This window comes from Agarivorans sp. JK6, from assembly GCF_045277145.1.
GTDB lineage: Bacteria > Pseudomonadota > Gammaproteobacteria > Enterobacterales > Celerinatantimonadaceae > Agarivorans > Agarivorans albus.
This window is the reverse complement of record NZ_CP113525.1, coordinates 1,903,564-1,919,513: the sequence shown is the minus strand read 5'-3', so window position 1 is coordinate 1,919,513 and position 15,950 is coordinate 1,903,564. Positions and strand designations below refer to the sequence as shown.

Annotated in this window: 13 protein-coding genes; 5 read left to right on the top strand and 8 right to left on the bottom strand. The window is 43.9% G+C overall.

The annotated features are described in order from the left end of the window. Positions 1-5: 5 nt before the first annotated feature. Positions 6-746 (bottom strand): sortase-associated OmpA-like protein PdsO, encoded by a 741-nt coding sequence (gene pdsO / locus OV592_RS09095; RefSeq protein ID WP_406611157.1) that lies wholly within the window; start codon positions 744-746, stop codon positions 6-8. A 220-nt stretch (positions 747-966) separates the two neighbouring features. Here pdsO and pdsR point away from each other — a divergent pair, with 220 nt between their 5' ends. The 4 genes from pdsR (at position 967) to OV592_RS09075 (ending at position 7,803) form a co-directional block, all read left to right on the top strand. Then, positions 967-1,659, top strand: a complete 693-nt coding sequence (pdsR, locus tag OV592_RS09090; RefSeq protein WP_016402601.1) for a proteobacterial dedicated sortase system response regulator — start codon at positions 967-969, stop codon at positions 1,657-1,659. Next, positions 1,659-3,821, top strand: a complete 2,163-nt coding sequence (gene pdsS, locus OV592_RS09085) for a proteobacterial dedicated sortase system histidine kinase (protein ID WP_406611156.1) — start codon at positions 1,659-1,661, stop codon at positions 3,819-3,821. The genes pdsR and pdsS overlap by 1 nt, the downstream gene beginning before the upstream one ends. Positions 3,822-3,920: 99 nt before the next feature. Beyond that, positions 3,921-4,673: a substrate-binding periplasmic protein gene (locus OV592_RS09080; RefSeq protein ID WP_406611155.1), complete on the top strand. Its 753-nt coding sequence runs from the start codon at positions 3,921-3,923 to the stop codon at positions 4,671-4,673. Positions 4,674-5,025: 352 nt separating this feature from the next. Further along, complete coding sequence (locus OV592_RS09075) at positions 5,026-7,803, top strand: EAL domain-containing protein (protein WP_406611154.1); 2,778 nt, start codon at positions 5,026-5,028, stop codon at positions 7,801-7,803. 48 nt (positions 7,804-7,851) lie between these two features. Here the strand turns inward: OV592_RS09075 and OV592_RS09070 are convergent, their stop codons facing one another. From OV592_RS09070 to pspA, 7 genes are all read right to left on the bottom strand, one after another. Beyond that, positions 7,852-8,931, bottom strand: a complete 1,080-nt coding sequence (locus OV592_RS09070; protein WP_406611153.1) for a DM13 domain-containing protein — start codon at positions 8,929-8,931, stop codon at positions 7,852-7,854. Between the two features lie 146 nt (positions 8,932-9,077). Then, entirely contained in the window at positions 9,078-10,256 is a 1,179-nt protein-coding gene (locus tag OV592_RS09065; RefSeq protein WP_406611152.1) for a cystathionine beta-lyase, read from the bottom strand. Positions 10,257-10,375: 119 nt separating this feature from the next. Beyond that, on the bottom strand, positions 10,376-11,482 hold the full coding sequence (gene leuB / locus OV592_RS09060; RefSeq protein WP_016402607.1) for a 3-isopropylmalate dehydrogenase: 1,107 nt from the start codon (positions 11,480-11,482) through the stop codon (positions 10,376-10,378). 260 nt (positions 11,483-11,742) lie between these two features. Further along, complete coding sequence (locus OV592_RS09055; protein ID WP_016402608.1) at positions 11,743-13,215, bottom strand: TyrR/PhhR family helix-turn-helix DNA-binding protein; 1,473 nt, start codon at positions 13,213-13,215, stop codon at positions 11,743-11,745. Positions 13,216-13,475: 260 nt separating this feature from the next. Continuing rightward, positions 13,476-13,850, bottom strand: coding sequence for an envelope stress response membrane protein PspC (pspC, locus tag OV592_RS09050; RefSeq protein WP_016402610.1), 375 nt, complete (start codon positions 13,848-13,850; stop codon positions 13,476-13,478). Then, a complete protein-coding gene (gene pspB / locus OV592_RS09045; protein ID WP_016402611.1) occupies positions 13,850-14,074 on the bottom strand; it encodes an envelope stress response membrane protein PspB in 225 nt (74 codons plus the stop codon). Before pspB ends, pspC begins: the two co-directional genes overlap by 1 nt. 8 nt (positions 14,075-14,082) lie before the next feature. Beyond that, complete coding sequence (gene pspA, locus OV592_RS09040; RefSeq protein ID WP_406611151.1) at positions 14,083-14,751, bottom strand: phage shock protein PspA; 669 nt, start codon at positions 14,749-14,751, stop codon at positions 14,083-14,085. A gap of 172 nt (positions 14,752-14,923) precedes the next feature. Here pspA and pspF point away from each other — a divergent pair, with 172 nt between their 5' ends. Then, positions 14,924-15,904: a phage shock protein operon transcriptional activator gene (pspF, locus tag OV592_RS09035; RefSeq protein ID WP_406611150.1), complete on the top strand. Its 981-nt coding sequence runs from the start codon at positions 14,924-14,926 to the stop codon at positions 15,902-15,904. Positions 15,905-15,950: the final 46 nt, after the last annotated feature.

Sequence of the window (15,950 nt, the reverse complement as noted above, 5' to 3'; positions counted from 1 at the left end):
CATTACTACTGTGCGGCCAACATGCCTCGGTCAGACATCAGCTTTAAGGTGACTCGACGGTCAAAGAAGTTGTTTTCTAAATTAGCTTCAGCGTTTAAGGGAGCCGTGTCGCCAAAGGCTTGCGAATGTAGGCGCGACTCAGCAATACCGTTATTAATTAAGTAGCGACGAACTTCAGCTAAGCGTTGTTCCGATAAGGCTTGGTTATAACTAGAATCACCTTGGCGATCGGCATAGCCGGTAAGGTCGAGCTTTAAATCAGGCGCTAAACTCATGGCATATACCACATCGTCAAGCTGTTGTTTAAAGTGAGGCTCAATCACCGATGAGCCGGTTTTAAACTGCACATTCAAACCAATGGCTAACTCTTCGAGTTTTTGCTGTTGCGCCATTTTTAGCTGAGAAAGCTGAGCATTTACGCGGGCATGTTGCTGAGTAAGTGACTCTAACTGCTCGCTGCGTTTTGCCAGTACTTCAATTTCTTGTTGCTGCTCGCCCAGTTGTTGCTGTTGGGCGGCTAACTCTTCTTCATCGGCGACCGACTTGCCTATCCAAACCCCAGTAAAGCCGCCAATAAATGCCCCAATTGGGCCACCAACTAAAGCGCCAACTGCCGCGCCAGAGCCAAAACCAATCATTTCGGTTTTGCCATTTCGCTCGTTTGCATGACTCTCGTTGTTGGCCATTGTTTGAGTAGATAGGCTTAAAGTGCTGATTACGGTTAATGCAATTAGGTGCTTTTTCATGAGTATGTCCTTCTCAGTGTGTTTAATTTAATAGGCTTGCTTGTGCTTGCCCTTTCGATGAATCAATTAAACACCGCTGAAATGGCATTATCAGGCGGTAAAAATGGCAGTTCGCTTATCAATTGTGGCAACAAAATGGCAATTGCCCCTAAGCCCCCAAAGGCGCTTAAAAATAATGTATAGTCTATGCAAGTCAGCAGCTTAGAACTTAAGTATCAATATGAAACGAATTGCCATCGTAGAAGATGAAGCGGCGATCCGCGAAAACTACAAAGACGTATTGCAACAACAAGGCTACAGTGTGCAAGCCTATGCCAACCGGCCTACGGCACTAGCCGCTTTTAACACCCGCTTGCCCGATTTGGCGATTATTGATATTGGTCTAGAAGATGAAATAGACGGTGGTTTTTCCTTATGCCAATCACTGCGTGCTATGTCTAGCACCTTGCCAATTATTTTCTTAACCGCTCGCGATAGTGACTTTGATACGGTATGTGGTTTACGTTTAGGTGCCGACGATTACCTCACCAAAGATATTAGCTTCCCACACCTGGTTGCCCGCATAGCTGCGTTATTTCGCCGCTCGGAATTAGTCGGCGCAGCCCCGGAAGAGAACAACTTGTTAGAACGAGGTCCCTTAGCCATTGACGGCAATCGCATGCAAGTAACCTGGGATCAGCGAACCATCGAGCTCACTGTAACCGAATTTTGGATGGTGCATGCTTTAGCCAAACGTCCAGGACATGTGCGCAGCCGACAAGAGCTAATGACCGAAGCAAAAATCTTTGTAGATGACAGCACTATTACGTCACATGTAAAACGGATCCGTAAAAAGTTTTTAGCCGCAGACCCAAATTTTGAGTGCATCGACACGGTGTATGGCATGGGTTACCGCTGGGATAGCCTCGCCTAATGCTACCTGTATTACCTATTGGCCTACGCGCCAAAGTCACCATCTTGTCACTGTTTTTATTGTGCCTGCCTTGGTTGGGCTATCAATATGTCTGGGAGATGGAGAAATACCTACGCTTAGGTCAAGAAAAAACCTTAGAAGGCACCACCCAAGCCCTTGCTACTGCACTGCATGAGCGGCCAAAACTGTTTAACAGCCAAGCCAGCTTTTTAAGCCAAGTGCAAAAGGGCCGTGATTTATATGCTTACCCTTTGTCTGGCCCAATTCAACTCGATGGCAAGCTCAACGATTGGCAAGAGTATCAGCATCGCATGCTGCGCTATGGTGAAGAACATGTTATTTATCAAGCAGATCCCAATACCCCTTTAACTAGCGAATTTACTCACATGGTGGGTAAATTTGGCCGTTACCTGTACGCCTATTTTGAAGTGACCGATAGCGATGTGGTTTACCGAGGTAAAAACACCTTACGAGTAGATAATAACGACCATTTAGCGATTGCAACTTTAGCTCCTGACGGTCAGTTCCGCCGCTATATTGTTGCCACCACGGAAGATGGTTGGATCAACGCTTTTGAGCTACCGCTCGACCCCAGCCAAACTACTCCCGTAACACCAGAAGTAAAAATTCAAGGACAATGGTTAAAGACCGCTAAAGGCTACAATATTGAGCTACGGATCCCTCTTAGCATGGTGGGCAGCAAGTTAGGCTTTTCTATCTATGATGTAAACCGCACGCCTAAGCGAGAATTGGTTTCCATTGTTGGTACCTCGGCCATTGATACAGTGGATAAACTTGGCACAGTACTGGTCCCTTCTCCGGAAATAGAAAGCATTATTAAAGGTATGAGCCACAACAGCTCACGCATTTGGGTAGTTGATAAACATGGCCGCGTATTAGCTAAATCTGGCGACATCCGAAGCACCCAAAGCATTTGGGCTCGAAGCTTAAGCCCAATAAACAAAGAAAGCTGGTGGAATAAATTTACTAGCGAATACCTTCACCCTCTTTACTACAAGGTATTAACCAAACCACCTCAGGATTTTGTTGACTCATTACAAGACTCTACCCAATTAGAAGGCAGCCACATTAAGCAAGCATTAAGCGGAAAACCGGGTTCTACTTGGCGTTTAACCCCCGATGGGAGAGCTGTTGTATTGGCCGCTGCCAGCCCAATTTGGATAGACGATCAAGTAATGGGAGTGGTGATAGCAGAAGAAACCACCAACGGCATTCGTACCTTGCGTAATCGCGCTTTAGAGCGCTTGTTTAACATTATTTTGCTAGTGATGGGAGTGGGCACATTATCGCTATTTTTGTTTGCTTCGAGCATTTCTAGCCGCATTCGCAAACTACGAGACCAAGCAGAAAAAGCCATTGATAGCCAAGGAAGGGTTAAAGCTTCGCTGCAAGGCTCTAAAGACCGTGACGAGATTGGTGACCTTTCTCGTAGCTTCGCCAATATTGTTGGTCGTTTAGCGCAATATACCCATTATTTAGAAAATATGTCTTCGCGCCTGTCTCACGAACTACGAACACCGGTTGCAGTAGTGCGTTCATCGCTAGAGCACTTAAGTTTGAAAACGCATGATCAGGATACGCAAAAGTACCTAGACCGAGCCCAAGAAGGGGTAAATCGCCTAAACATGATCCTCAACAACATGAGCGAAGCCACCCGTTTAGAGCAAAGTCTATCTCAAGCGGAAACCAGCGAATTTCCACTTAACAAGGTAGTCTCTGGTTGCATGCAAGGCTACCAGTACACTTACCCTGAACAGGCCTTCGACTGCGATATTAGCCCAAATACCATGCTGATAACCGGTGTGCCCGAATACATTGCTCAGTTAATGGATAAATTAGTGGCCAATGCGATGGAGTTTAGCCTTCCCGATAAGGCCATTAAAGTCAGTTTTCAGCAAGACAACAAAGATGCCGTATTGCTGATAAGCAACCATGGGCCCACCCTCCCCGACAACATGGTGGAGCAAATTTTTGAATCAATGGTGTCTATTCGCAGCCAACAAGCTCAACAAAAACCGCATTTAGGTTTGGGCTTGTATATTGCTAGGCTAATTACAGAATTTCATGGCGGCACCATTAGTGCTCGCAATTTTACCGACAACAGCGGCGTGGAGTTTTGTGTGCGATTGCCTATTGAGTAATTACTTTAAGTTCTACTTAGCGCACACTTAGCAGAAATCTAGCAAGCTTAGTAACTCACTTTCTATACTTAAACGAATTGTTATTCGTAGAGTAGAACTATGCAGCGCTTGTTTACCCTTTTCTGTCTATATTGCTTTAGTTTATCTAGCTATGCTGCGCTAGATAAACTGAGCTATTTAACAGAAGATGCCTACCCTATTAATTATCTTGACCAGCAAGGACAAGCTCAGGGCTTTGCGGTTGAACTATTAAAACTGATGTGGCAACAGATGGGGCATCCCGAGCAAGCAATTAAAGTGATGCCTTGGGAGCGCGCTTATTATTTATTAGAGCAGAAGCCAAACACAGTATTGTTTGCAACGGTTCTCACTGCCAAACGTAAACAATATTTTAAGTGGGTTTGCCCAATTGATACCGTTAGTGTTGTGCTGCTAGGCAAAGCAGATAGCACACCAAATATTGAGTCACTTGAGCAACTCAATGAGTTAAAGGTTGGCGTTCTAAGAGCCGATGTTGGCGAGCAACTGCTGCTGAACAATGAAGTAGACGATGCCAGTTTAATGCTCACCGACAGCTACCACCACCTAATAAAACTGCTAGTGGCCAATCGTGTTGACTTCATTGCAGGAACCGAGCAAACCATTAGGCACGCCGCCAAACAAAATAGCTATTCTCTAAGCAACTACGAAGTAAAATGGCTGCTTAACCAAGAACAGCTTTGTTATGCCTTTAATCAAGCCGTAGACGATACGGTGATTGAGCAATTTAAGCAGGCTTTAAAACAAGTAAAAGAAACCGATGCTTATCAAGAACTACTCGCCAACTATCAACAACAAAAGCTAAAGCCTTGAGAGCCTCATAACTACAAATGCATCTTGCAGAGCTTTGCCATGATAACGCTGGGCAGCTTAGAGAGTTAGCGCAATTTAAATCTAGGTAACTGGCTCACAAACCACTAAATTTCTAGGCGGTAATTACAGTAATCATTGTGATTAGTAGGCCTGTTGTTTAGGCCGCTAAGCAAAGCTGTAATTAAGTTCACGCTTTATTAATAAGCACTTACGCAAATAACGATATATCATAAACATTGTGCGATTATTTAAATCGGTGAGCAAGTATCAAACAATGGCTTAGGCTTAATAGACGTTCATGTTGATACTGTATCTAGGGATAGCTAATACAATGCTAAGGCAGGGAGCCAATTTGCAAAACTCGAGTATCCTAAAATATCTGTTTAAAAGTATATTGCCTTTATTTGCACTACTTGCAGCCTTAAGTTTTGCCGCTCAGGCTAGCAACAATGTATTAGTTATCCACTCTTACCATGCAGAGCACTTTTGGACGGGGTATCTCAAAAAGGGCTTAGACAGCTCGTTCAAAGAAGATCAAGATACTCGATTATTCCACGAATACTTAGATGCTAAACGCTATCCACAAGGTGAGTTCAATCTAAGCTTTTTGAAGTATCTCAAGACCAAATATGCCAGCACTGAACTAGATGTTATTGTTATTTCCGATGACCCCGCTTTCAACTTAATCCGCCATCATCGAAACGATTTTTTTACTAGCACGCCCATCGTTTATTTAGGCATTAATCGAGTAACAGAAGACGTTCTCGATGCTCCAAATATGACCGGAGTATTTGAAAACCGAGATATTGCCAGCACCATAACCAGCATCAAAAGCCAAAGCGGAGTTGATGAGTTGGTGCTAATTGTTGACAAAAGTGCCACAGGCTTAGCCAACTTAGCCAAAGCGCGCACGGTGTTTGGTAAACCTGGTGCACCAAGTAATATTCATGTCATTGAAGAATTATCCTTAGATGATATCAGCGAAGTATTCAGCCGATTCTCCAGCAATGTGCCGGTGTTGTTACTAGGGCAACTCACCAACCCAAATCAAAACAATGCGCTACTAAGTTGGAACCAAGGCACCGAGCAGTTGGTTACTTGGACCAACAACCCGATTTACACCATAGCCATAACCACACTCAAGTATGGCGCAGTGGGGGCTGATGAGCTTGATGGCCGACAACATGCGATGCGAGCGGCCGAGCTAGTAAAACGCATTCTAAGCAACGAACCGCTAGAAAGCATAGAACCCATCACTTTAGCGCGTAGCCAGTGGGTATTTAACTGGGAACAACTAAACGAACACAATTTTAAACTCAATTCCCTTCCCGAAGACGCTTTAATCATCAACAAAGAAGAAACCTTTTACGAGAAATACAAGTTGATGGTTCGCCTAGTAGTGTCGGCATTTATTGTGAGCATTCTCATCATCATCTTACTCGCCGAGGTTATTAGGCGCGGCAGTATCACTCGCCATATCTTAGCGGAGAATGAAACCCGCTACCGAGATTTAGCCAATGCTGGCGCGAATGTTTTCTGGGAAACCGATACCGAGCAACGCCTTAGTTATATATCTGGCGAAACCCAAGCCCTGTATGGACAAGAGCCCAATCAACTTATTGGTAAAACCCTAGCAGAGCTGTGCAAACATGATCCCAATATAAGCTTCCCGTGGCTTGAATATGAAGCCGCCCTCGCCTACCAGCAGCCCATCAACAACTTAACTTTTAAGCTAAAGCTAACCAGTAAAGACATAAAAATATTCCTGCTTAATGGTAAGCCGGTATTTGATAAACACGGCTTATATATTGGTTATCGTGGCATTAGCAAAGAAATTACTGAAGAACACCTGTTGAGTAAAAAGCTTGCTTATCAGGCCGCTTACGATGAATTAACAGGTTTAATCAACCGTTCTAGTTTTAATGAAAAGCTTAAAACTTATGTGCAACAATCTCAGCAGCAAGCTGTTAGTGGCTTTTTGTGCTTTTTAGATTTAGACCGCTTTAAGCTGGTTAACGATACTGCAGGCCATCTTATCGGTGACGCAATGTTGGCAGAAGTTGCCACCGTAATTAAACGCTGCACCACTCACCAAGATATTGTAGGCCGCTTAGGCGGTGATGAGTTTGGCCTAATATTGCCAAACAAAAGCCTCAGCGATGCCCAGCAATTATGCGAAACAGTTATTGCACAAGTTGATAGCTACCGCTTTCACTGGAATCAACGACTATTTAACGTAGGTGTGAGCATTGGCATGGTGCCGATTACTGGTGCATTAAACGACACCGAGTTACTTAGTAAAGCCGACCTATCTTGCTACAAAGCCAAAGAAGCTGGCCGTGGTCGAGTTTATGTTGCCAATTTAAACGATGATGAGTTGTTTAATGAAGAACAACAAATGGGCTACATCGCCAATGTTGCCCAAGCAATAGAGCAAAACCAATTCTACTTAGCCAAGCAAGTTATTGCGCCAATAGGCCAACAAGATAGCCACAAACATTATGAGATTTTAATCCGCTACCGCGATGAACAAGGTAAAACCATTCCTCCTAATTTGTTTATCCCTGCTGCAGAAAAACACAGCGTGATAACCATTATTGACCAGTGGGTTTTAAAAACGGTATTCGAGCGCTATCAGCAGTACTTTCCCGAAGGTGATACAGTGGTATCGATAAATCTGTCGGGTCTTAGCTTAAGTAATGACGAATTTGTAAATCGGGTTAAAGAGCTATTACTAAGCTCGCAAGTTAACCCTAGAAACATCTGCTTTGAGATAACCGAAACCGCAGCAATATCACAGCTCTCACGTGCACTTGAGTTCATTAGAGAAATGAAAGCAATTGGGGTTCGCTTTGCCTTAGACGATTTTGGCAGCGGTGCTTCGTCATTTGGTTATTTGAAGAACCTACCAGTTGATTATCTAAAAATTGACGGCAGTTTGGTGGTCAATATTGTTAAACAACCTACCGACCGCGCCATAGTTGAGTCAATTAATGCCATTGCACATTTAATGAATATGAAAACCGTGGCTGAGTTTGTAGAAGATGCGGAAATTCACGCAGTGTTAGAAGAAATAGGCGTAGATTTTGTGCAAGGTTATGGCATTGGGAAACCTCAGCCTTGTGAGTAACAGGCAGATTTTAAAGGCGAACAATGCTCGCCTTTAACTAGGGGCTGTTTAATTAAATAAACCGTCGCCAAAACTTACGCTGAAATCTCGACACCATACACTAATGCCGGCTAGCTGATCTAACTGTTGGGCGTTGGCTAAGCTTAGCCTTAAGGTATCGTTGTTATACATCGGGCCATTAATAATATCGCCGATAGCAAAACCACCTTGGGTATAATCGCTGCTTGGAGCACCATAAAATAGTACGTCTGGACCACCACCATCGTAATTGAACCCGGTGACTTCGATTGTACAATTATCGATGATCTCTACCCGCCCGCTCACGTTGTGAGAAAGTGTGCTTAACATGGCTACTTGGCCAACCTTAGGATGGTCGCTGGCATTACAACTAAAGCTTTGCGGCCCATTAATGCTTTCAACATAACTTGCAATGTCTACTAGCTCTTGGTCGCTGAGCCGCTGCTCACTCCAAAACGGCATGTTACCACCAGAGAGATTGGTGAAATAGCTGCTAGTACTTGGCCCCGAATTTCGTACCTTATTAGCCACCTGTTGAGCACTTAAGCCGCTGCCCACAAGGGTTCTTGCTAGCCCGGTCCCTGCGGCATTTTGTCCGTGGCAAGTAGCACAAGTTTGATTAAATAGATCATGCCCAGCGCTTATATCCGCTGCACTAAAATCACTAACGGCAGCGACCTGATTAAAGGCAATTTCTGTTGCATCACCACTATCGCTCAAGCCTGCTAAGTATTCTTCTAATGCCAACCAATCATTACTGTCGCTAACATAAGGGCTTGCATCCATCCAATCGACTCGACAATTGTTTACCGCATCAATCACTTCGCTAAACGTACCATTATAAAAGGCATTTCGGCGGGTAGCGTTTAACAGAGAATGCGCTGGCCGATGAAGTTGCTGCGCATCTAAGCCTTGCGCATTTTCACTGGTAGCATGACAAGTACTACAAGAAAATTGATTACCAGCGGGATCTGCTTGGCTAAATAGTTGCGAGCCGGTTAAGGGCTGTGAAGGCGTTCCACCATCACTTCCTCCTCCACCTCCACAGGCAGCAAGTAAACACGCTAATAACAGCGTGGTGGACCATTTTAAAGTTGCTTGAAGTAGCATGTGCATTCCTTTGCTTTAATTATGCATTAACGCTAACAAAGCAAATTTCAAGCAACAAGCCGATTGGGCAAATGTTATCAAATTGTGATAATTAGCCACAAAAAAGTCGCCCTAGAGCGACTTATAAACAGCGACAAAATAAACCACTACAAGGCAGCGTTAAATCGCGCAAGGCCAGCGTCTAAATCGCCGATTAAATCGCTGGTGTCTTCAAGGCCAATATGAACACGAATCAAGGTACCTTCAGCCTTCCATTGAGTAGCAGTGCGTAGCTTCTCTACCCCATTCACTCCCATGATCAAGCTTTCGTAACCGCCCCAAGAATAGCCCATCTTAAAATGTTCCATTCCATCTAATAGCGCGGTTAATGCCGCTTGATTGCCGCCTTTCATGACAAAGGAAAACAAGCCACAAGAACCTTGAAAGTCACGTTCAAAAAACGCATTGCCAGGGCAGCTTGCCAAAGCGGGATGGCGAACATGGTCAACATCATCACGCTGTGCTAACCAATTAGCCACTTCTAAGGCATTTTTTTGATGCTGTGCCAAACGCACACCCAAGGTACGCATTCCACGCATTGCTAAATAAATATCGTCTGGTGAAGTGCACTGACCCAGTAAATAAGAGTTTTCGCGCAGTTGATCCCAACAACGTTGATTAGCCACCGCGGTGCCTAACATTACGTCTGAATGCCCCACAATGTACTTAGTGGCCGCTTGAATAGAAATATCGATGTCGAAATCAAAAGGACTAAAGTTAACTGGCGATGCCCAAGTATTATCTAACATCACCACGATATCTTGGTTTGCCGCTCGCGCTGCAGCCACAATCGCTGGAGAGTCTTGCACTTCCATGGTTAAAGAGCCTGGAGACTCCAAGAAAATCACTTTGGTATTGGTTTGAATTAACTCGCTGATAGCACCGCCAATCATTGGATCATAATAGGTGGTTTCTATGCCATAGCGGCTAAGCAATTTGTCGCAAAGGTCGCGAGTTGGTTCGTAGGCAGTATCCACCATGAGCAGATGGTCACCATGCTTCAAAAAAGACAACAACGCGCCACTAATTGCAGCCGTACCACAAGGATACAACGCACAGCCTGCACCGCCTTCTATTTCCACCATAGCCTCTTGAAAGGCAAAATGGGTTTGGGTGCCCCTACGTCCATAAAACAAGGTTTTGTCATGACGTTTAGCCGTGGCTTGTTTCATCTCTTTAACGCTGTTAAATACAACGGTAGACCCACGAGATACCGGAGGGTTTACTAAGCCTTGGGTCCACTTTTTATCGCGACCAGCACTCACTATTTTGGTTGATTTTTTCATGGTAGTTAAATCCAGCTTGTTTTTTACAATACACTTAAGCATGCATTGCGCACTGACTGATTGATTGAAGCGCTATAACAAAAAACCAGCCCGTAGGCTGGTTTTTGGCATTCTACGAATTAGACGCGAGGTGCTTTGTTTAGCTCATCAACTACCATGTCGCCAAAGGCGTCGGTATCGATAAGTTTTGCATCTTCACCTTTGGCTAGGTCTGGCGTACCGTAACCATTAGCAAACACCGACTTCATTGCGTGCCATAGGTTCTTAGCTTCTTGCTCCATACCAAAGCTCATTTCTAACATTAATGCTACAGAGCCAATCATTGAATATGGGTTAGCAATGTTTTTGCCCGCGATATCTGGAGCACTGCCGTGAGAAGGTTCGTAGTAAGACTTCTCTGGACCAACACACGCTGAAGGCATAAGGCCTAACGAACCTAAAATACCGCCGCCCTGGTCACTTAAAATATCACCAAACATGTTTTCCATAACCATTACGTCAAATTGGCCTGGGTTTAAACATAAGTAAGTAGCCGCCGCATCAACCAAAATGTGCTTAACTTCTACATCTGGGTAGTCTACTGCTACTTCTTCTAGGATTTCATTCCACAACACGCTTGATTTAAGTACGTTACTTTTGTGGATGTTATGCAGCACTTTTTTACGACGCTGAGCAGTTTCAAAACCCACTTTTAAAATGTCACGAATTTGGTCTTCGTCGTACTCAAGTACTTCACGAACATAACGCTTACCGTTGTCGTCTTTGCCTACTTCTTTCTCACCAAAGTACAAACCACCCACTAGCTCGCGGATAATCATCAGGTCAATACCTTCACCGATAACTTCAGGCTTAAGTGGCGAGAAGTGAGCTAATTCTTGAGGTAGGTACACTGGACGAAAGTTAGCATAGGTATTGTAACGACGACGTAAAGGCAGTAGCGCGCCGCGTTCTGGCTGCTCGTCTACTGGAATTTTTTTAGAATCTTCGTGGTTAAGGCCAATGGTGCCTTTTAAGATTGCGTCTGCTTCATCACAAATAGCGATGGTTTCAGCAGGAAAAGATTTACCCGTTTCGAAGTAGGCTACCGCACCAAATAGTGCTTCGTTTAACTCAAATGCTACTTCAGGGTTACGCGCTTCAACTGCTTTTAATACTTTGACCGCTTGTTTCATTACTTCTGGGCCGATGCCGTCGCCGGCCAATAAGGCGATCTTATAAGTGTTCATTGTGTTTGCGTCTCCGTTGCATTAGTTTATTTTTTTGCTTGCCGCATCATAGCAAAACCAGCGCACGGGTAAACCACCGATCGCGTATTCAAGGGCTATTTCGGGGCTGTTTTTACTAAAAGCTTTAATTTTGCAAAGGGATTGCTTAACACTCGAAACAAAGCAGTAAGCTGAAGACGAATTTAACAGTTTGCAGATATAGCTAGGTAGCCACCGAAAGCCTTAGCTTCGGTGGCTAACGCTAACATACTAAAGTATGCTTAATTATCTAAGTCGGTTTTATTACGAATATTGTGTTCACGTAATTTATTGGCGATGGCGGTATGAGACAAACCTAACTTTTTCGCCAATAGTCGCGAGCTAGGGTGCTGAGGGTAATGATAACTTAACAGCAAGTGTTCGAACTCCCCCATGGCAGAGTGATAATCTTGCTGCAACAGGCTCTCGATACTAACATTATCTACCACTTTTTCATGATGATATTTAATATCACTCACTTGCCACTTTTTCATGCTGCCAATATCTAAGGAGTCTTGCAGCACTTGATAAAGCTGAGGAATGTTACCCGGCCAACTTAAAGAACCTAAGTAGCGCTTTACTTCTCTGCTTAGAGGTGGCGGAACTTCTTGGTGTTTAGCGTACTGAAAATCTAACCAAGATTGCGCCAATGGCACAATGTCTTCTTTTCGCTGACGAAGTGGCGGAACATTAATGCTATTTTTAATTAGCGAGTAATAACAGTCGCCTCCCCATAGCGCGGCCAATTGCTCAGGCGTATAGCGGCTAGAAAACAGCAGGTGTTTAATCCCAAGCTGAGGCGCGCTTAAAGAACTAACCGCATCTTCAACTTCGCTGCTCTTTAGCTTTTCAATATTGCTTAACAACACCGTATTAGGTTGTTCAGCTGCAATTTCTGCTAATTGCTCAGACAAACTATATTCTTGGTTATGGCAGCTTACCGCATGAAAGCGCTCATCACTGCCCATAGAAAGCTCGTTTAACAAACGTGCTAAAAAGCGCTTACCAACCCCCGCTTCTCCAAATAATAGTGTTGGCATTGGGTGTTCAACTAAACGTTTTAAGCTATTAAGAACATTGCTGGTCTCATCGCTAGTTGCAACTAAACGCCCTTCACTAATCCCAAGTTCAATTTGCGATAAATCGAAGCTAGCCTCTAGCCAATGGGCAGACTTAAACAGCATGATCGCGCCGGGTAGATGCGAAAACAGTGCAGTTTCTGACAGCGGAATAATATCAGCCATGTAGACTCGGCCGCTCAGCTGAATTTCTACTAGCTCTCGCTTACCGGAACCACTACCAAACCAACGTTGGACACTAAATCCACGCAAGAATTTACTTATATCGCTGTTGGTAAGAGGATGAGGTGTATCACCACAGGATTGCTCAAAAGCCTGATTAAACTGGCGAATTTCTCCAGATTTATCAATCAGCACCACTGGGTAAGGTACGTTGTCTAATAAAATTTGAACTTCTTTGTGTTCAACTTCAGAAGGCAAGGCCGACACAATACGCGCATCAGAAACACCATTGAGGCAACGAAATTCACTAAGCAATTGCTGTGTTAGAGGAAGCTCTAATTCGGTAAGGTGAAGAAACAAGTGCCCAGTGTCGACACTCTGCATGGCTTGTAGCGCTAAACCATGTTTAACTAAAACGCCGAGAACCGCGCTAAAAACTTCGGTGTTTTGTTGGCAGTTTAACTCTATGCGCATGTTGTTGCCGCTTGCTCTTTTAGTGATGCAGACAGCAGCTGTAGGGCCTGTAAAAACTCACAGCAACACCACATACCGCCTTCTCCAACTATCCATACTAAACGCAAAAAGCACTCCTATTTCCCTATCGGACCAGTGAGTTAGACTGTCCAATTGTGTATATACTTCTTTAGTCTAACCAAAAAAGTAAGCTTAACCCAAGCGTCATTTAACATTCACTTGAGTTAATTTGAACTAGGTATTTGCAAGATGCGCTTGAATTAGAGGTTTTTAAACTGACTATGAAGCTCGAAATCTCGAGCTGTGACCACTTTTTCTACTTTGCGTAAACGCTGTTCAAAATCATCAAACTGGTGCTCTAGCTCGCTAACTGCTTGACTAGGCGTTTCGCCGCGTTGCCACACTTTTGACTTAATGGTTACTCCCTCATCCCCTCTTAAGTTACTGGGACGTTTATCCATAAACAACCACGCAGCACCGTAGATAATAAAAAATAGTCCGAGGTTAGTAATTGCCAAAGTCACAGCAATGATTCGAATTAACCATGTTTCGGCGCCAAGGCTGTGTGCTAAACCAGCACACACCCCTGCAATTTTGCCTTTTTGTGGGTCGCGATATAGCGGTTTATCAAACATTAGCGCTCCCTCCAATGCGGCACGCTTTCATCTAAAATATTCTCTAAAGCATGAATGCGCGCTGACATATCTTTGGCTCGAGTAGCTAAAGCATTTAGCTGCTCGCGCTCTTGTTCACTAATTCCATGTTCTACCTGACGCTTACTCTTGTAATGTAAAATAAGCCACAGTGGGGCCACTATGGCCATAAACAAAATTAACGGCGTCACCAATACGGTAAGCATAAATTCTCCTATTTTTGCTCTAACTTGGCTTTAAGCTTGTCTAGCTCGTCGGCAATTTCAGCGTCAGCACTTAACTCAGCAAATTGCTTGTTTAAGTCAGGGTTGTTATCGCCTTCCTTACCAAATACTTCTGCGCGCGCTTCTAGTTGATCGATCTTAGCTTGAAACTGCTCAAATTTTTCTCGTGTTTTTAGCGCGCGTTCGTTATCTAGCTGCTGTCTTACTGCATGACGGTTTTTGGCTGTGGTTTGACGGGCTAATAAACCAGCTTGACGATTTCTTGATTCGCTTAATTTGAGCTCTAGCTGCTCTATCTCTTGCTGCAACTGCAACAAACTATCGTCCACTAAGCCTAGTTCTTTTTGCTGCAGCTTAATCGATTCTTGTAAGTGTTTTTTCTCAACTAAAGCCAAGCGCGCTAAATCTTCTCGCTCTCGGCTTAAGGCAAGTTCAGCTTTAGCCTGCCAATCTTCGGCTTGCTCTTCCAAATGTTCAATTTTACGTATCAGCTGTTTTTTATCGGCCAATACTTTTGCTGTACTAGCACGCACTTCCACCAAGGTGTCTTCCATTTCTTGAATGATAAGGCGTAACATCTTTTGCGGATCTTCAGCTTTATCCAACATGGTGCTGATGTTGGAGTTAATAATATCTGTTAAGCGGCTAAACATTCCCATGGGGGACTCCTAATAAGGTCGAATAAAGATCAATGTATGTTTTCGAGATAATTGTTTACAAGTCGCATGCCAAGTTATCAAGCTACTGATATTTAGGGATTTTATAGATAAATGACAAAATTCAATAATGACTATATAGTTATATTAACCAACTTTTAGTCAGAGAGACCAAATGGATTCCCCTAGCCTATTAGGTAAGGCACCTAGTTTTTTAGAGGTGTTAGACAAGGTATCACTCTTAGCGCCGCTAAACCGACCAGTACTGGTTATTGGTGAAAGGGGCACCGGTAAAGAGCTGATTGCTGAACGCTTACATTTTTTGTCAGAGCGCTGGGACAAACACTATTTAAGCTTAAACTGCGCAAGCTTGAACCCAAACTTGATTGAGTCTGAGCTATTTGGACATCAAGCCGGCGCATATACCGGGGCATCTCAGCAACGTATTGGCCGATTTGAACAAGCTGATAAAGGCACCTTGTTCTTAGATGAACTGGCCAACATGCCAAATGAAGTGCAAGAAAAGCTATTGCGCACTATCGAATACAACAAAATTGAACGCCTTGGCAGTAATAAACCGATTGAGGTAGATGTTCGATTAGTGTGTGCCACTAACCAAGATCTGCCAGAGTTAGTAGAGCAAGGGGATTTTAGAGCAGATCTGCTAGACCGATTATCTTTCGCGGTGATTACCTTGCCACCATTACGCCACCGCGTTGAAGATATTCAACTATTAGCCGAGCATTTTGCTCACAAAATGGCTAGAGAGCTCAACTTCTCCCAGGTCCCTAGTTTTAGCCAAACGGTGCTAACACAACTAAATGATTATTCTTGGCCCGGCAATATTCGTGAACTTAAAAACGTTGTAGAGCGAGCGGTGGTAGAGAACAGTGATAACCAAGGTTTAGTTGATGCAATAAACCTAGACCCTTTTGCTTCGCCGTGGCGACCACTAAAGCAAGCTCCACAAGATTCGCAGATTAGGTCTAAGCAACTCGATTTTAATCAACAAGTCGCCGACTTTGAGAAGCAATTAATTAGTGAAACCTTAGCAAACCATCATTACAAACAAACAGCCAGCGCTAAAGCCTTACAGATCAGCTACCATCAACTAAGGGGTTTGATCAAAAAACATCACATTAATACTCAAGGCTAAGCCTTTCATTGGTTGAGATAAGCAGATGGTTAATGGTAAATTATCA